Raw genomic sequence first — 14,926 nt, forward strand, 5'->3', positions numbered from 1 at the left:
GGATTATAATTGAATATTATTCGCGTACCAAAGGGAGTGTACTGCAACGCAACAGTCCTTCCTGCTTGGAGATTTCAGCATAGGGTACTTCTTCTACGGTTATGCCTTTAGACCGAAGCCACGTATTTAAACGTGTAAAATTGCGCTCGGAAATCACAACATCGGGAGCGATTGAAAATATGTTTGAATTCATATGAAACATTTCTTCGGAAGTAATTTCGAAAACATTTTGAGACCCGAAAAAATTTACCAACCACTGGTATTCCTCCTCAACAAGAAATCCATTTTTATGAATAATCGCATATTTTTCGCCCACGGGCTGAAAACAACAATCTAAATGCAGGGCATTTTCATAAGGATTGGTATTAGACTTTCTCAGGTTAAAGGAAACAACTTTTTTATTGGGAAACATATTTTCCAAGCAGGCAACCGCATTCATATTGGTACGGGCTATTATATAATCTGAATAGTCATCACCCCGATATGTCCCTACAAAAATGTAATCGCCGTGAGGCATGACATCACCTCCTTCGATATGAGCTTCCTCGGGAAACCGAATGACTTTTTCAGGATCAATCTGGCTTAACACATGTTGAATGGCATCGAGTTCCTGCTCCCGATCGGGTAAAATATTTGCTTTTATAAAGACGTCATCAATCACAAACCCGATATCCCGTGCAAAAATCTGATTGTAATTTTCTATGATTTTTGGGCGAAATACCTGTACTCCATACTTATTAAAAACTGCTTCCACTGCTTCAATCTCGCGCATCATATCCTCTTCTTTGGGATAGGTTTTTTGCTTGATATGAAGCATAGACTTGGGATCGTAAGCATCTTCCAGAGAAGGCACTCCGCCATTGCTACGTGCAGTTCCCAGCAATACCGACCGTAGTCGTGATGTCTCGTCGTTGATGTTGAGTTTTATCATAGCGTCCTTAATTAGGGGTAAATATAAAAACATAAAGCGGGTATTTGATCTGAAATCAAAAACCCGCTTCCTGTGTTATTCAAGTTGGCGTCTTAGCGCTCTTCCATTGGTTTAAAAGATCGAAGCGTTTCACCTATATAAACCTGTCTTGGTCTTCCTATAGGTTCTTTGCGCAAACGCATTTCGCGCCATTGGGCAATCCAGCCCGGTACGCGTCCCATTGCAAACATTACGGTAAACATTTCTACCGGGATTCCCAAAGCTCTGTATATGATTCCGGAATAGAAATCAACGTTAGGATACAGCTTGCGTTTTACGAAGTAGTCATCTTCTAAAGCTTCTTTCTCGAGACCCTTGGCTATTGCCAATACTTCATCTTCTACACCTAGCTGGTTTAGAACATCATCTGCGGCTTTCTTGATGATTTTAGCACGGGGATCAAAATTCTTATAGACCCGGTGACCAAAGCCCATTAAACGGAATGGATCGTCTTTGTCTTTTGCTTTAGCCATATATTTTTTAGTATCGCCACCATCTGCTTTAATACCTTCCAGCATTTCGATAACAGCCTGATTTGCACCTCCGTGAAGCGGCCCCCATAGCGCAGAAATACCTGCAGATATGGATGCGAAAAGACCTGCGTGAGACGAGCCTACAATACGCACGGTTGACGTAGAGCAGTTTTGCTCGTGATCTGCGTGTAGGATAAGAAGTTTATCTAAAGCTTCTATAATTACAGGATCAAGCTTGTATTCACTATTGGGTTTTGAGAACATCATTTTATGCAGATTTTCTACATAAGTAAGATTGTCGTCCCCATAATCCAGAGGCTTGCTCATTTTGGTACGCATGGTCCAGGCTACTAAAACCGGGAATTTACCCAGAAGTTTTACGATGGCCTTATACATATCTTCCTCAGAATCTACATTAACAGCTCCGGGATTAAAAGCGGTAAGCGCAGAAGTTAAGGAAGCTAAAACCCCCATTGGATGGGCAGATTTAGGAAAACCGTTTAGGATCTTTTTAATATCCTCATCTACGTGATTTTCCTCCTTAATGTCTTTGTGAAATTTCTCCAACTGTTCCTGAGTAGGCAGCTCTCCAAAAATTAAAAGATAAGTAACTTCAAGAAAAGATGCTTTTTCTGCAAGTTCTTCAATGGCATACCCACGGTATCTCAGAATGCCTTCTTCGCCATTCAAAAATGTAATTGCACTCTCGCAACTACCGGTATTCTTAAAACCGGGATCCAGGGTGGTATAACCTCCCGTTACTCCTCTTAATGTAGCGATATCGATTGCAAGCTCCTTTTCAGAGCCTTCAACGATAGGAAATTCATAGGACTTGTCTCCTATTATAAGTTTAGCATGATCTGCCATTATCGAATATATTTTTAGCTGATTATCAAAAAATTCAAGAGTTGCTAAAGTACGAAAATGACGACGATATTTAAAGTATAATGCGGCTTTACAAGGTTAAAAAAAGTTTAAATCAAGGCAATTAATGCGCATTTCAGACTATTTAGGTAAGCATTTGATAAAAAGAAAAAATAAACCTGAGCTAAATATGCCCATAAAAAAAGGGGCAACGCTGCAAAGCAGTGTAAACCCCTCACCCAACTTCAAAATTTAGATTCCTTAATTGGTGAAAAAAGAGCGATACGTACTTGATTTCAGAATCGCTCTTTCACCCAACTTCAAATTTTTCAGCTCTTAAACAGATACTGTTGGGTTTTGAAATCTAAATTTATTTTTGTTGTCTTGTGTGTACGAATGTACTGTTTTTATTTAGAAAAAAACACACTATATCGTAAATAAATAACACTTAATCGTCGAATTAAGTGTTATAGTTATTTTTTACTAGAATAAAATCTCAAAACTATTTGAACCCATTTACAGTTTGTAAAAGGGCAAAAAAAACACCCCGATTGGGGTGTTCTTCATTTTATTTTACCTTAAAGGCTTTCTCCTTAGGGAAGTAAGCTACAGATCCCAACTCCTCTTCAATACGCAAGAGTTGATTGTATTTTGCCATACGGTCACTACGTGAAGCCGAACCGGTTTTAATTTGTCCTGTGTTAAGAGCCACAGCAAGGTCTGCAATAGTATTATCTTCGGTTTCTCCAGATCTGTGAGACATTACAGAAGTATAACCGGCATTATGAGCCATATTTACAGCTGCAATAGTTTCGGTAAGGGTACCTATCTGGTTTACTTTAATTAGAATTGAGTTTGCAATACCATTTTCAATACCACGTGAAAGGCGCTCTACGTTGGTAACAAAAAGATCATCTCCTACAAGCTGCACTTTATCCCCGATTTTTTCGGTTAAAGACTTCCATCCTTCCCAGTCGTTTTCGTCCATACCATCTTCAATAGAAATAATGGGATATTTAGAAGCTAATTCTGCAAGGTATTCAGCCTGCTCTTCGCTGGTACGTACTACACCTTTATCGCCTTCAAATTTGGTATAATCGTATTTTCCGTCAACATAAAATTCTGCAGAGGCACAGTCTAATGCAATCATCACCTCTTCTCCAAATTTATAACCTGCATTTTCAACGGCCTTTTGAATACTTTCGATAGCATCTTCGGTTCCTTCAAGAGTTGGCGCAAAACCACCCTCATCTCCTACAGCAGTACTCAAACCGCGGTCGTGAAGCACTTTTTTGAGATTGTGGAAAATTTCAGTTCCCATTTGCATGGCATGCGTAAAGTTTTTAGCCTTTACCGGCATAACCATAAATTCCTGAAATGCGATAGGAGCATCACTGTGAGAACCACCGTTAATGATATTCATCATAGGTACCGGAAGCGTGTTTGCACTTACACCGCCTACATAGCGATATAAAGGCATATTTAGTTCATTTGCGGCAGCTTTGGCTACTGCAAGTGATACTCCCAGAATAGCATTTGCTCCGAGTTTTGATTTATTTGGAGTACCGTCAAGTTCGATCATGGTCTGGTCGATCAGGTTCTGTTCAAATACAGAAACACCCAAAAGTTCCTGAGCAATAACAGCGTTTACGTTGTCTACTGCTTTAAGTACACCTTTCCCCATATAATCTTTACCACCGTCACGTAACTCCACTGCTTCGTGCTCTCCGGTTGACGCTCCTGAAGGAACAGCGGCTCTGCCCAAAACACCATTTTCGGTTACTACATCTACTTCAACTGTGGGATTACCTCGTGAATCAAGGATTTGACGTGCATGGATATTGATTATAATACTCATTTTTTATTAAAATTGATAGGTTAATTAAGTATGCGCAATATAAGCAATACTGTACTATTTAACAGATATAGCAGGCGCTAAAAGCGCCTTTTAATAATTATTTAAAACACGCTTAACTTTAACCTGTTTAGGCAAAAGAACTGCAATAAAGCCTGCATTCAGGGATATATTCATCAAAAAAAAGCCCCGTTAAAACGGGGCTTTATGCACTTATACGGTTTGTTTTGACATCCGCTCAATAAATTCATCAAAAAGGTAGGTCGCATCGTTAGGACCCGGGCCTGCTTCCGGATGGTACTGCACAGAAAAACAGTTCTTGTTCTTCATTTTTAGTCCCATTACGGTATTGTCATTAAGATGCTTATGGGTTACCTCTATATTCGGGTTATTAGCAGCTTCATCATAGTTTACTGAAAACCCGTGATTCTGTGAGGTAATTTCACCGCGTCCGGTTTGATTGTTAAGTACAGGATGGTTAATACCTCTATGACCGTGATGCATTTTAAAGGTACTGATTCCATTTGCCAATGCAATTATTTGATGTCCCAGGCAAATACCAAATAGCGGATAATCTTCTTCTATAATCTGCTTAGCTACTTCAATCACACCCTTGAGAGGTTCAGGGTCACCGGGGCCGTTAGACAGGAAGAAACCATCCGGATTGAAAACTTTCATTTCTTCAAAACTGCTGTTGTATGGAAAAACCTTGATATACATATCGCGCTTGGCCATATTGCGCAGAATATTTTTCTTAATCCCTAAATCTATAGCGGCAACCTTAAAAGTTGCGTTTTCATCTCCATAGAAATAAGGCTCTTTTGTAGAAACTTTAGAAGCCAGCTCCAGGCCATTCATATCGGGCACCTGAGCCAGTTGCTCCTTAAGACCTTCAATGTTGTCAACATCTGAAGAAATAACTGCGTTCATAGCCCCGTTATCCCGTATGTAAGCCACAAGAGCGCGGGTATCTACATCTGAGATTACAAAAAGATTGTTTTTATCTAAAAAAGACAGCAAGGACTCGTCAACCTGCTTTCTGGAATAATTGTAACTAAAATTGCGGCAAATAAGACCCGCGATTTTTACGGTTTCAGATTCAGTCTCGTCATTATTCCCACCATAATTACCTATATGCGCATTGGTAGTCACCATAAGCTGCCCAAAATAAGAAGGGTCTGTGAAAATTTCCTGATAACCGGTCATACCGGTGTTAAAGCATACCTCTCCGAAGGCCGTACCCTCTTTATTTGCAACTGCCTTTCCGTAAAAAATGGTTCCGTCAGCTAAAAGAATTAAGGCTTTTCTGTTTGTCTGGTACTTCATCTCGTGTTCCTGTAAAGTGTTAGATTTTTTTCAAAAATAATTATAAAAAAAAGGATAAACCGAAACGGCTTATCCTTTTTACTTTATGCAATGCTAAAGATTTTCTTATTCTTCCTCATCAGAAGCTTTTTTCTCTTGAACCGGTGCATCTTCCTTCTTAGGAGCCGCAGCTGCCGGAGAAGTCTTTTTACCTGCTCTACGAGTAGATTTCTTCTTGGTTTTACCAGAGTTGTATAACTCATTGTAGTCAACCAATTCAATCATCGCCATATCGGCATTATCTCCAAGACGGTTACCCAACTTGATGATACGGGTATAACCTCCCGGACGATCGCCAACTTTAACAGCAACATCTCTAAAAAGCTCTGCAACTGCATCTTTTTGACGCAATTTGCTCATTACGATACGACGATTGTGCGTGGTATCTTCTTTAGATTTTGTCACTAAAGGCTCTACAAACTGCTTAAGTGCTTTTGCTTTTGCAACAGTAGTGTTGATACGCTTATGCTCGATAAGTGAGCAAGCCATATTAGCAAGCATTGATTTTCTGTGCGCAGTTTTACGCCCTAGATGATTGATTTTTTTTCCGTGTCTCATGACATTTTTAAATTTAAGCTACCATCTTGCTCTACCCTTTTTGAGGAGCAAAATATGGAGCATTACTAGTCTTTATCTAATTTATATTTTGAAAGATCCATACCGAAGTTAAGACCTTTTACATTTACAAGCTCTTCCAGCTCTGTAAGTGACTTTTTACCGAAGTTTCTGAATTTCATCAGATCATTCTTGTTGTAAGAAACAAGATCACCAAGAGTTTCTACTTCAGCAGCTTTTAAACAGTTAAGTGCACGTACTGAAAGATCCATATCAACCAGTTTGGTCTTAAGAAGTTGTCTCATGTGAAGGGACTCTTCATCATAAGTTTCAGTTTGAGCAATCTCATCTGCCTCAAGAGTGATGCGCTCGTCAGAGAACAACATAAAGTGGTGGATGAGTGTTTTAGCAGCTTCAGTCAAAGCATCTTTAGGATGAATTGAACCGTCTGTGATGATTTCAAAAACCAGTTTCTCGTAGTCGGTTTTTTGCTCTACACGATAGTTTTCAATACTGTACTTCACATTCTTAATGGGAGTATAGATTGAATCGGTAAAAATGGTACCAACAGGAGCATTTTGCTTTTTGTTTTCTTCTGCAGGAACATAACCACGGCCTTTCTCAACAGTGATTTCCATGTTTATGCTAACATTCTTTTCCATATTGGCGATAACCAAGTCAGGATTAAGAATTTGGAAACCGGAGATAAACTTCTGGAAGTCACCGGCTGTTAATTGTTCCTTATCTGAAACAGAAATGGTTACAGTCTCATTGTCAATCTCATCGATTTGTCTTTTGAAACGAACCTGTTTCAGGTTGAGTATGATTTCAGTAAAATCTTCTACAACTCCTGCAATGGTTGAAAACTCATGATCTACACCTTCAACACGTACCGAGGTGATTGCGAAACCTTCTAATGAAGATAGCAATACTCTTCGAAGCGCGTTACCAACAGTCAAACCATAACCTGGCTCTAAGGGTCTGAATTCAAACTTACCCTCAAAGTCGGTAGAGTCGATCATTATGACCTTATCAGGCTTTTGGAAATTTAGTAATGCCATATTCTGTTTTCTAAGAGTTGTTATTATTATTTAGAGTACAATTCAACGATAAACTGCTCGTTGATATTTTCAGGAATCTGAATACGTTCAGGAACTGAAACGAATGTACCTTCTTTTTTATCGTTATTCCAGGAGATCCACTCATAAACGTGGCTTGCGTTAGAAAGCGATTCCTGAATTGCTGTCAAGGATTTTGACTTTTCACGTACCGCAACAACATCTCCTGCTTTAATTTGGTAAGATGGAATGTTTACCAACTCCCCGTTTACAGTAATGTGTCTGTGAGATACTAACTGACGTGCAGATCTTCTAGAAGGGGCAATTCCCATTCTGAAAACTACGTTGTCAAGACGTGATTCGCAAAGCTGAAGTAAAACAACCCCGGTAATTCCGGTAGCGCGGGTAGCCTTTTCAAACATATTACGGAACTGATTTTCTAAAATCCCATAAGTATATTTTGCTTTTTGCTTCTCCTGAAGCTGTATTGCATATTCAGACTTCTTACCGCGACGTCTGTTGTTTCCGTGTTGACCTGGAGGATAGTTTCTTTTTTCAAAAGATTTGTCATCTCCAAAAATCGCCTCACCAAATTTACGTGCGATTTTAGTCTTAGGACCGGTATATCTTGCCATTGTATAGTGTATTAGTTGGGGTGATTAAGGAATTAAGGTCTGGTCCTTCGCAAAATCAGTACTCCCCGATTGATATAAAAAATTAATTAAACTCTTCTTCGTTTAGGCGGACGACATCCATTGTGTGGTAGTGGAGTCACATCGATGATCTCGGTTACCTCGATACCGCTGTTGTGAATAGAGCGAATTGCAGATTCACGACCATTACCGGGTCCTTTCACATACACTTTCACTTTACGCAAACCAGCCTCGTGAGCAACTTTACTTGCATCCTCTGCAGCTAGCTGAGCAGCATAAGGAGTGTTTTTCTTAGATCCTCTAAAGCCCATTTTACCGGCTGAAGACCAAGAGATCACGTCACCTTTCTTATTAGTCAAAGAAATTAAAATGTTGTTGAATGATGCCGAAACGTGAGCTTCACCTACTGATTCAATAACAACCTTACGCTTTTTAGTGCTTTTTGCAGCTTTAGCGTTTTTTCCTCCGCCTTTAGTGTTTTGCTTTGCCATTCTTACTTATTATTTAGTTGCTTTCTTCTTGTTAGCAACCGTTTTACGCTTACCTTTTCGGGTTCTAGAGTTATTCTTGGTACGTTGACCGCGAAGTGGTAAACCAGAACGATGTCTGATACCACGGTAGCAACCAATGTCCATAAGACGCTTAATGCTCATAGAAACCTCACTTCTAAGTTCACCTTCAATCTTGTAGGCACTTACCGCGTCACGAATACGACCAATTTGATCATCGTCCCACTCGGTAACTTTAAGGTTTTCATCAACACCAGCTTCTGCTAATATTTTCTGAGCTCTGCTTTTTCCGATTCCAAAGATGTACGTCAAAGCGATTACACCTCTTTTTTGTTTTGGGATATCTACCCCTGCAATTCTAGCCATAATCCTTAACCTTGTCTTTGTTTGAACTTAGGGTTCTTTTTGTTAATAACGTATAATCTTCCTTTGCGACGTACAATTTTGCAGTCTGCGCTTCTTTTCTTTACTGATGCTCTTACTTTCATCTTACTAGTATCTATAAGTTATACGAGCCTTAGATAAATCGTATGGGCTCATTTCAAGTTTTACTTTGTCTCCCGGTAGCAATTTAATGTAATGCATACGCATTTTACCCGAGATGTGTGCGGTCACGATATGACCATTTTCCAGCTCAACGCGAAACATTGCGTTAGACAATGCTTCAATAATTGAACCGTCTTGTTCTATTGCTTGTTGTTTTGCCATTATGCTACTGCTTTTCTGTTCTTACCTGTTTTCATCAATCCATCATAATGTCTATTTAACAAGTATGAATTTACCTGCTGCATAGTATCGATAGAAACCCCTACAAGAATAAGTAACGAAGTACCACCGTAAAACAACGCCCAACCTTGCTGCATACCCAGTACGCTCACTGCTATTGCAGGAAATACTGCGATTAAAGCAAGGAAAATAGATCCCGGAAGGGTTATTTGAGACATAATTCGGTCTAAATACTCAGCAGTTTCTGAACCCGGTCTGATGCCTGCGATAAAACCACCGCTGCGTTTTAAATCATCTGCCATTTTATTGGTAGGCACTGTAATTGCCGTATAAAAATAGGTGAAGATGATAATAAGTAGACCAAATACAAGATTGTACCAAAAACCGAAGATGTTTGTGAATTCACCGGCGATAGTTTGAGCAGTATCTGACTCAGATAGTCCAATAACCGCGCCAGGAATAAACATAATCGCCTGAGCAAAAATGATAGGCATTACACCTGATGCATTTAACTTAAGCGGAATATACTGTCTGCTTCCAAAAACATTGCGCTCGTAGCTGCCACTGGCAGTTCTACGGGCATATTGCACCGGAATCTGACGTACAGCCATTACGAGCAGTATCGATAGCAGGATAATCACAAACCAAATTACAAGCTCAATCAAAATCATGATCAAACCTCCATTAGACTCGGTTACACGAGACACCCACTCCTGAAGGAATGACTGCGGCAAACGTGCGATGATACCCACCATAATAAGAAGTGAGATACCATTACCGATTCCTTTATCTGTGATCTTCTCTCCCAACCACATTGCAAAAATACATCCGGTTGTAAGGATAATTACAGACGAGATGATAAACATTACCTGACTTTCCATTACGAAAGCTTCCGGAGGAAGTATACTAAACAAGTTAGTAATATACCCCGGTCCCTGAATTAAGGTAATTGCTATGGTTAACCATCTGGTAATCTGATTTATTTTGCGACGCCCGCTTTCCCCTTCTTTTTGTAGTTTTTGCAAATACGGTACCGCAATACCCATAAGCTGCACTACAATCGAAGCAGAGATGTACGGCATAATACCTAATGCAAAAACGGAAGCATTAGAAAACGCTCCTCCTGTAAATGCATTAAGCAACCCAAGCAAACCACCATCTGTCTGCGCAGAAAGGTTGGCCAGCTGAGAAGCGTCAATACCCGGAAGTACGATCTGAGCCCCAAAACGGTAAACCAAAAGTAAACCAAGGGTAAGAAGAATTCGATTCTTCAACTCTTCAATCTTCCAGATATTTTTAATCGTTTCTATAGCCTTCATGCTGCTTGTGTTATAAAGTTACTGCTTCTCCGCCTGCTGCTTCAATAGCTTTATGTGCCGAGGCCGTAAATTTATGAGCACTAACTTTTAGTTTAGCTTTTAGCTCACCACGACCTAAAATCTTAACTAAATCATTTTTACCAGCTAGTCTGTTTTCTACTAAAACATCAAGAGTTACTTCATCTTTGATTCTTCCAGCATCAACATATTCCTGCAAGGTATCAAGGTTAATCCCTGTGTATTCCTTACGGTTGATGTTATTAAAACCGAATTTAGGAACACGTCTTTGAAGTGGCATTTGCCCACCTTCAAAACCTACTTTTTTAGAATACCCTGATCGTGACTTCGCACCTTTGTGCCCACGGCCAGCGGTTCCACCATTTCCTGTGGCTTCACCACGACCTCGCCTGCTGTCGTTCTTTTTTACCGAGCCTGCTGCCGGTTTTAGATTGTTTAAACCCATTTTATAACTGTTTAAGCTTCTTCTACAGAAACCAGATGACTTACTTTATTAATCATGCCAAGGATGTTAGGAGTATTTTCATGCTCCACAACCTGATTCATTTTTCTAAGACCCAGGGCCTCAAGTGTTCTCTTTTGGTTTTGAGTGCGATTGATAGCACTTTTTACCTTAGTTACTTTAATCTTTGCCATTGTCTTACAATTATCCTTTAAAAACTTTATCTAAAGAAATCCCTCTTTGCTTAGCTACAGTCTCTGCACTTCTCATTTGTAAAAGGGCATCAAAGGTAGCTTTTACCACGTTATGTGGGTTAGAAGATCCCTGATTTTTTGATAATACATCGTGAATACCTACAGATTCGAGTACTGAACGTATTGCACCACCGGCAATTACCCCTGTACCAGGAGCAGCAGGCATCAACAATACGCGAGCACCGCCGTATTTTCCTTTTTGTTCGTGTGGAATTGTGCTTTTGTTAAGTGGAATACGCACTAAATTTTTCTTTGCGTCTTCTACAGCTTTAGCAATTGCACTGGCAACATCTTTAGACTTACCAAGACCCTGACCTACAACACCGTGCTCATCACCTACAACTACAATAGCAGAAAAACCAAAAGCTCTACCACCCTTCGTTACCTTGGTAACACGTTGAACACCAACTAAACGATCCTTAAGATCCAGTCCGCTTGGTTTTACTAACTCTACGTTTTTATATTTTTGATACATAACTTCTTAGAATTTTAATCCGCCTTCTCGGGCTCCTTCTGCTAATTGTTTTACTCTTCCGTGATACAAGTAACCACCTCTGTCAAATGCTACTGCTTCGATACCTGCTTCTTTTGCTTTTTCGGCAATTGCTTTACCTACTTCTTTAGCAACCTCTGCTTTATTACCGTTTGCTTTAAAACCTTTGTCTCTTGAAGACGCAGCGCTTAAAGTTTTACCGGTAGTATCGTCAATGATCTGCGCGTATATTTCTTTATTACTTCTATATACAGAAAGTCTCGGACGCTCTGCAGTACCGGCAAGTGATTTACGGATTCTGCGACGTATTTTATTTCTTCTTGTGTATTTTGAAAATGCCATAACGCTATATATTATGCAGATTTACCTGCTTTTCTTCTGATTTGTTCTCCTACAAACTTGATACCTTTTCCTTTGTATGGCTCTGGCTTACGGAAGCTTCTGATCTTAGCCGCAACCTGTCCTACTAACTGCTTATCGTAAGAAGTAAGTTTTACCACAGGGTTCTTACCTTTCTCAGTAACAGTCTCAACAGTTACCTCTGGTGCAACTTCTAAAACTATATTGTGGGAAAAACCAAGTGCAAGGTCTAATTTTTGACCCTGATTGCTTGCTCTGTAACCTACACCAACTAATTCTAAAGATTTGGTGTATCCATTAGAAACACCCTCAATCATATTAGCAATCAATGCACGATATAAACCGTGTTTTGCCTTATCTTCTTTCTTATCAGAAGAGCGCTCTAACGTAATAACGCCATCCTCAACTTTAATATCTATGCTAGAGTACTCTTGCTTAAGCTCTCCTAACTTCCCTTTTACCGTAATCATATTATCAGCTACATCGACAGTAACTCCAGACGGTATTGTAATTGGGTTTTTTCCTATTCTTGACATTGCTCTGTTTTTTTAACTGATTAATATACGTAGCAAAGTACTTCCCCTCCTACATTCTCTTGTTGAGCCTGCTTTCCGGTCATTACACCTTTAGAAGTAGAAACAATTGAAATTCCTAAACCATTAAGAATACGAGGCACATCTTTAGAAGATGCATATTTACGTAAACCAGGCTTACTGATTCTTTGAATATCTTTGATGACAGACTCTTTGGTCTCTTTGTCATACTTAAGAGCTATTTTGATAGTTCCTTGAGCGGTCTTATCTTCAAATTTATAGCTCAAAATGTAACCCTGATCAAACAAGATCTTGGTTATCTCTTTCTTAAGGTTTGAAGCAGGAATTTCCACAACTCTGTGGTTTGCTGCTGCTGCGTTTCTAATCCTTGTTAGAAAATCTGCAATAGTATCTGTATACATTTATATTTAATTGCGGTTTTGGTTTTCAACTGAACCTGAGCACAAATGAACCTGAAACCAGTTTATCCTTAGTTTACCAGCTTGCCTTTTTAACACCTGGTATAAGACCTTGATTGGCCATTTCGCGAAACATAACACGAGAGATTCCAAAAGTTCTCATATATCCCTTAGGACGACCAGTCAACTTACAACGGTTGTGCTGACGCACAGGAGATGAGTTTTTAGGCAACTTTTGTAATGCTTCATAATCACCAGCCTCTTTTAAGGCTTTTCTTTTTTCAGCATATTTGGCCGCCATTCTCTCACGTTTTCTCTCGCGAGCTTTCATTGATTCTTTTGCCATAATTTACTTCTTTTTAAAGGGTAGCCCCAATTGAGTTAATAATGCTTTAGCTTCCTTATCGGTTTCGGCAGAAGTTTCAAAAGTAATATTCATACCTTCAATCTTACGCACTTTGTCGATATCAATTTCAGGGAAAATAATCTGCTCGGTAATACCTAAGCTGTAGTTTCCACGACCGTCAAAGCCGGTAGCATTGATTCCGTTAAAGTCACGTACACGAGGCAATGCAGAAGTGATCAAACGATCTAAAAATTCATACATACGCTCTCCGCGCAAAGTTACTTTAGCCCCGATAGGCATGCCTTTTCTCAATTTAAATGCCGCAACGTCTTTCTTAGAAACAGTTGCAACAGCACGCTGGCCAGCAATGTTGGTAAGCTCCTCAACCGAATAATCGATTAATTTCTTATCTGCAACTGCCGCACCTACGCCTCTTGAGATTACAATTTTCTTCAATTTAGGAACCTGCATAATATTTGCATACCCAAATTCTTCTTTAAGAGCCGCTATTACACGCTCTTTATATTCTGATTTAAGTCTTGAAGTGTAAGCCATAACTAAATTACTTCATTTGATTTTTTAGAATAGCGTACTTTCTTATCACCTTCCATACGGTAACCTACACGCGTAGCATCACCATTACCGTCTACTAAAGACAGATTTGAAATGTGCAAAGCAGCTTCTTTCTTAGCAATACCGCCCTGAGGATTAGATGCGCTAGGCTTCTCATGTTTAGAAACCAGATTCACACCCTCAACGATTGCTTTGTTCTTATCTTTAATAACACGTTGTACTTTACCTTCCTGACCTTTATGGTCACCGGCAGTAACACGAACGGTATCTCCAACTTTTATTTTAAGCTTTGTCATCTTAATTCGTATTAAAGCACCTCTGGCGCTAATGATACAATCTTCATGAATTGCTTATCACGAAGTTCTCTCGCAACAGGACCAAACACACGGGTACCGCGCATTTCACCCTGAGCGTTTAGCAACACACAGGCGTTATCATCAAAACGGATGTATGAACCATCCGGACGACGTACCTCTTTACGTGTACGCACTACAACTGCTGTAGAAACGGCTCCTTTTTTAACCTGGCCGTTAGGTGTTGCATCTTTTACAGAAACAACAATCTTATCACCTACAGAAGCATATCTTCTTTTGGTACCACCTAACACACGGATAGTCAAAACTTCTTTTGCTCCGGTGTTGTCAGCTACTCTTAATCTTGATTCTTGTTGTAACATAATTACTTAGCTCTTTCAATGATTTCTACAAGTCTCCAACTCTTTGATTTACTCAAAGGACGTGTCTCCATTATCCTTACAGTATCTCCGATATTGCAGTCATTTTGCTCGTCGTGTGCTACGTATTTTTTCGTCTTTAAAACGAATTTACCATACATAGGGTGTTTTACTTTTTTTACCTCAGAAACCACAATTGATTTCTGCATTTTATTGCTGGTAACAACACCTATACGTTCTTTTCTTAAATTTCTTTTTTCCATCTTAAGCAGCATTATTGTAATTCGCGTTTTGTAAGTTCGGTAGCTATACGAGCTACAGATCTTCTTAGACCTCTAAGCTGAATGGGATTTTCGAGAGGAGAAATAGCGTGAGCCATTTTAAGGTCGGTATAAGCTTGTTTAGCTTTTACCAATTCCTCTTGTAATTCTGCTACAGATAGTTCTTTTACTTCTGATTGTTTCATTT

General features: G+C 39.5%; 24 protein-coding genes. All 24 read right to left on the reverse strand.

The features are described 5' to 3' along the window. Positions 1–16 precede the first annotated feature (16 nt). On the reverse strand, positions 17–931 hold the full coding sequence (locus ACSSS3_RS03555) for a dimethylarginine dimethylaminohydrolase family protein (protein ID WP_442846476.1): 915 nt from the start codon (positions 929–931) through the stop codon (positions 17–19). A gap of 92 nt (positions 932–1,023) precedes the next feature. Further along, positions 1,024–2,310, reverse strand: coding sequence for a citrate synthase (locus tag ACSSS3_RS03560; RefSeq protein WP_228229572.1), 1,287 nt, complete (start codon positions 2,308–2,310; stop codon positions 1,024–1,026). 565 nt (positions 2,311–2,875) lie between these two features. After that, the gene (gene eno, locus ACSSS3_RS03565; RefSeq protein WP_228229573.1) at positions 2,876–4,165 is read right to left on the reverse strand and encodes a phosphopyruvate hydratase; all 1,290 of its coding nucleotides are present in this window, start codon (positions 4,163–4,165) and stop codon (positions 2,876–2,878) included. Positions 4,166–4,375: 210 nt separating this feature from the next. Next, positions 4,376–5,488 (reverse strand): glutamine-hydrolyzing carbamoyl-phosphate synthase small subunit, encoded by a 1,113-nt coding sequence (carA, locus tag ACSSS3_RS03570; RefSeq protein ID WP_442846477.1) that lies wholly within the window; start codon positions 5,486–5,488, stop codon positions 4,376–4,378. A gap of 105 nt (positions 5,489–5,593) precedes the next feature. Beyond that, on the reverse strand, positions 5,594–6,085 hold the full coding sequence (rplQ, locus tag ACSSS3_RS03575) for a 50S ribosomal protein L17 (protein ID WP_228229575.1): 492 nt from the start codon (positions 6,083–6,085) through the stop codon (positions 5,594–5,596). Positions 6,086–6,150: 65 nt separating this feature from the next. Further along, a complete protein-coding gene (locus ACSSS3_RS03580; protein ID WP_099645995.1) occupies positions 6,151–7,143 on the reverse strand; it encodes a DNA-directed RNA polymerase subunit alpha in 993 nt (330 codons plus the stop codon). 26 nt (positions 7,144–7,169) lie between these two features. Further along, positions 7,170–7,775 carry a 30S ribosomal protein S4 gene (gene rpsD / locus ACSSS3_RS03585; RefSeq protein ID WP_228229576.1) on the reverse strand — a complete coding sequence of 202 codons (606 nt, stop codon included), beginning with the start codon at positions 7,773–7,775 and terminating at the stop codon, positions 7,170–7,172. Between the two features lie 86 nt (positions 7,776–7,861). Then, positions 7,862–8,284 carry a 30S ribosomal protein S11 gene (gene rpsK / locus ACSSS3_RS03590; protein ID WP_099645993.1) on the reverse strand — a complete coding sequence of 141 codons (423 nt, stop codon included), beginning with the start codon at positions 8,282–8,284 and terminating at the stop codon, positions 7,862–7,864. Between the two features lie 9 nt (positions 8,285–8,293). After that, the gene (gene rpsM, locus ACSSS3_RS03595; RefSeq protein WP_228229577.1) at positions 8,294–8,668 is read right to left on the reverse strand and encodes a 30S ribosomal protein S13; all 375 of its coding nucleotides are present in this window, start codon (positions 8,666–8,668) and stop codon (positions 8,294–8,296) included. A 5-nt stretch (positions 8,669–8,673) separates the two neighbouring features. Further along, on the reverse strand, positions 8,674–8,790 hold the full coding sequence (gene ykgO / locus ACSSS3_RS03600; protein WP_009779203.1) for a type B 50S ribosomal protein L36: 117 nt from the start codon (positions 8,788–8,790) through the stop codon (positions 8,674–8,676). Between the two features lie 4 nt (positions 8,791–8,794). Then, a complete protein-coding gene (infA, locus tag ACSSS3_RS03605) occupies positions 8,795–9,010 on the reverse strand; it encodes a translation initiation factor IF-1 (RefSeq protein ID WP_028376332.1) in 216 nt (71 codons plus the stop codon). Next, positions 9,010–10,347, reverse strand: coding sequence for a preprotein translocase subunit SecY (secY, locus tag ACSSS3_RS03610; protein WP_228229578.1), 1,338 nt, complete (start codon positions 10,345–10,347; stop codon positions 9,010–9,012). The genes infA and secY overlap by 1 nt, the downstream gene beginning before the upstream one ends. A 10-nt stretch (positions 10,348–10,357) precedes the next feature. After that, positions 10,358–10,810 (reverse strand): 50S ribosomal protein L15, encoded by a 453-nt coding sequence (rplO, locus tag ACSSS3_RS03615; protein ID WP_228229579.1) that lies wholly within the window; start codon positions 10,808–10,810, stop codon positions 10,358–10,360. Between the two features lie 11 nt (positions 10,811–10,821). Further along, the gene (gene rpmD / locus ACSSS3_RS03620; RefSeq protein ID WP_228229580.1) at positions 10,822–11,001 is read right to left on the reverse strand and encodes a 50S ribosomal protein L30; all 180 of its coding nucleotides are present in this window, start codon (positions 10,999–11,001) and stop codon (positions 10,822–10,824) included. A 10-nt stretch (positions 11,002–11,011) separates the two neighbouring features. Next, on the reverse strand, positions 11,012–11,536 hold the full coding sequence (rpsE, locus tag ACSSS3_RS03625; RefSeq protein WP_099645988.1) for a 30S ribosomal protein S5: 525 nt from the start codon (positions 11,534–11,536) through the stop codon (positions 11,012–11,014). A gap of 6 nt (positions 11,537–11,542) precedes the next feature. Next, on the reverse strand, positions 11,543–11,896 hold the full coding sequence (gene rplR, locus ACSSS3_RS03630; protein ID WP_228229581.1) for a 50S ribosomal protein L18: 354 nt from the start codon (positions 11,894–11,896) through the stop codon (positions 11,543–11,545). Between the two features lie 11 nt (positions 11,897–11,907). After that, on the reverse strand, positions 11,908–12,450 hold the full coding sequence (gene rplF / locus ACSSS3_RS03635) for a 50S ribosomal protein L6 (protein WP_228229582.1): 543 nt from the start codon (positions 12,448–12,450) through the stop codon (positions 11,908–11,910). A gap of 20 nt (positions 12,451–12,470) precedes the next feature. Beyond that, positions 12,471–12,869, reverse strand: coding sequence for a 30S ribosomal protein S8 (rpsH, locus tag ACSSS3_RS03640; protein WP_099645985.1), 399 nt, complete (start codon positions 12,867–12,869; stop codon positions 12,471–12,473). A 73-nt stretch (positions 12,870–12,942) separates the two neighbouring features. Continuing rightward, a complete protein-coding gene (rpsN, locus tag ACSSS3_RS03645) occupies positions 12,943–13,212 on the reverse strand; it encodes a 30S ribosomal protein S14 (RefSeq protein WP_099645984.1) in 270 nt (89 codons plus the stop codon). A 3-nt stretch (positions 13,213–13,215) separates the two neighbouring features. Then, entirely contained in the window at positions 13,216–13,767 is a 552-nt protein-coding gene (gene rplE, locus ACSSS3_RS03650) for a 50S ribosomal protein L5 (RefSeq protein WP_228229583.1), read from the reverse strand. 2 nt (positions 13,768–13,769) lie between these two features. Further along, positions 13,770–14,081: a 50S ribosomal protein L24 gene (rplX, locus tag ACSSS3_RS03655; protein ID WP_099645982.1), complete on the reverse strand. Its 312-nt coding sequence runs from the start codon at positions 14,079–14,081 to the stop codon at positions 13,770–13,772. An 11-nt stretch (positions 14,082–14,092) separates the two neighbouring features. Next, complete coding sequence (rplN, locus tag ACSSS3_RS03660) at positions 14,093–14,461, reverse strand: 50S ribosomal protein L14 (RefSeq protein WP_028376343.1); 369 nt, start codon at positions 14,459–14,461, stop codon at positions 14,093–14,095. 2 nt (positions 14,462–14,463) lie between these two features. Continuing rightward, positions 14,464–14,721: a 30S ribosomal protein S17 gene (gene rpsQ, locus ACSSS3_RS03665; protein WP_099646250.1), complete on the reverse strand. Its 258-nt coding sequence runs from the start codon at positions 14,719–14,721 to the stop codon at positions 14,464–14,466. An 11-nt stretch (positions 14,722–14,732) separates the two neighbouring features. Then, positions 14,733–14,924: a 50S ribosomal protein L29 gene (rpmC, locus tag ACSSS3_RS03670; protein ID WP_228229584.1), complete on the reverse strand. Its 192-nt coding sequence runs from the start codon at positions 14,922–14,924 to the stop codon at positions 14,733–14,735. Between the last annotated feature and the right edge of the window lie 2 nt (positions 14,925–14,926).

The organism is Leeuwenhoekiella sp. H156 (genome assembly GCF_052218455.1).
Lineage (GTDB): Bacteria > Bacteroidota > Bacteroidia > Flavobacteriales > Flavobacteriaceae > Leeuwenhoekiella > Leeuwenhoekiella parthenopeia.

Excerpts from the sequence above, each read along its gene's own strand:
- ACSSS3_RS03555 (WP_442846476.1), bottom strand. The coding sequence starts at position 931 with ATGATAAAACTCAACATCAACGACGAGACATCACGACTACGGTCGGTA.
- ACSSS3_RS03560 (WP_228229572.1), bottom strand. The coding sequence starts at position 2,310 with ATGGCAGATCATGCTAAACTTATAATAGGAGACAAGTCCTATGAATTT.
- eno (WP_228229573.1), bottom strand. The coding sequence starts at position 4,165 with ATGAGTATTATAATCAATATCCATGCACGTCAAATCCTTGATTCACGA.
- carA (WP_442846477.1), bottom strand. The coding sequence starts at position 5,488 with ATGAAGTACCAGACAAACAGAAAAGCCTTAATTCTTTTAGCTGACGGA.
- rplQ (WP_228229575.1), bottom strand. The coding sequence starts at position 6,085 with ATGAGACACGGAAAAAAAATCAATCATCTAGGGCGTAAAACTGCGCAC.
- ACSSS3_RS03580 (WP_099645995.1), bottom strand. The coding sequence starts at position 7,143 with ATGGCATTACTAAATTTCCAAAAGCCTGATAAGGTCATAATGATCGAC.
- rpsD (WP_228229576.1), bottom strand. The coding sequence starts at position 7,775 with ATGGCAAGATATACCGGTCCTAAGACTAAAATCGCACGTAAATTTGGT.
- rpsK (WP_099645993.1), bottom strand. The coding sequence starts at position 8,284 with ATGGCAAAGCAAAACACTAAAGGCGGAGGAAAAAACGCTAAAGCTGCA.
- rpsM (WP_228229577.1), bottom strand. The coding sequence starts at position 8,668 with ATGGCTAGAATTGCAGGGGTAGATATCCCAAAACAAAAAAGAGGTGTA.
- ykgO (WP_009779203.1), bottom strand. The coding sequence starts at position 8,790 with ATGAAAGTAAGAGCATCAGTAAAGAAAAGAAGCGCAGACTGCAAAATT.
- infA (WP_028376332.1), bottom strand. The coding sequence starts at position 9,010 with ATGGCAAAACAACAAGCAATAGAACAAGACGGTTCAATTATTGAAGCA.
- secY (WP_228229578.1), bottom strand. The coding sequence starts at position 10,347 with ATGAAGGCTATAGAAACGATTAAAAATATCTGGAAGATTGAAGAGTTG.
- rplO (WP_228229579.1), bottom strand. The coding sequence starts at position 10,810 with ATGGGTTTAAACAATCTAAAACCGGCAGCAGGCTCGGTAAAAAAGAAC.
- rpmD (WP_228229580.1), bottom strand. The coding sequence starts at position 11,001 with ATGGCAAAGATTAAAGTAACTAAGGTAAAAAGTGCTATCAATCGCACT.
- rpsE (WP_099645988.1), bottom strand. The coding sequence starts at position 11,536 with ATGTATCAAAAATATAAAAACGTAGAGTTAGTAAAACCAAGCGGACTG.
- rplR (WP_228229581.1), bottom strand. The coding sequence starts at position 11,896 with ATGGCATTTTCAAAATACACAAGAAGAAATAAAATACGTCGCAGAATC.
- rplF (WP_228229582.1), bottom strand. The coding sequence starts at position 12,450 with ATGTCAAGAATAGGAAAAAACCCAATTACAATACCGTCTGGAGTTACT.
- rpsH (WP_099645985.1), bottom strand. The coding sequence starts at position 12,869 with ATGTATACAGATACTATTGCAGATTTTCTAACAAGGATTAGAAACGCA.
- rpsN (WP_099645984.1), bottom strand. The coding sequence starts at position 13,212 with ATGGCAAAAGAATCAATGAAAGCTCGCGAGAGAAAACGTGAGAGAATG.
- rplE (WP_228229583.1), bottom strand. The coding sequence starts at position 13,767 with ATGGCTTACACTTCAAGACTTAAATCAGAATATAAAGAGCGTGTAATA.
- rplX (WP_099645982.1), bottom strand. The coding sequence starts at position 14,081 with ATGACAAAGCTTAAAATAAAAGTTGGAGATACCGTTCGTGTTACTGCC.
- rplN (WP_028376343.1), bottom strand. The coding sequence starts at position 14,461 with ATGTTACAACAAGAATCAAGATTAAGAGTAGCTGACAACACCGGAGCA.
- rpsQ (WP_099646250.1), bottom strand. The coding sequence starts at position 14,721 with ATGGAAAAAAGAAATTTAAGAAAAGAACGTATAGGTGTTGTTACCAGC.
- rpmC (WP_228229584.1), bottom strand. The coding sequence starts at position 14,924 with ATGAAACAATCAGAAGTAAAAGAACTATCTGTAGCAGAATTACAAGAG.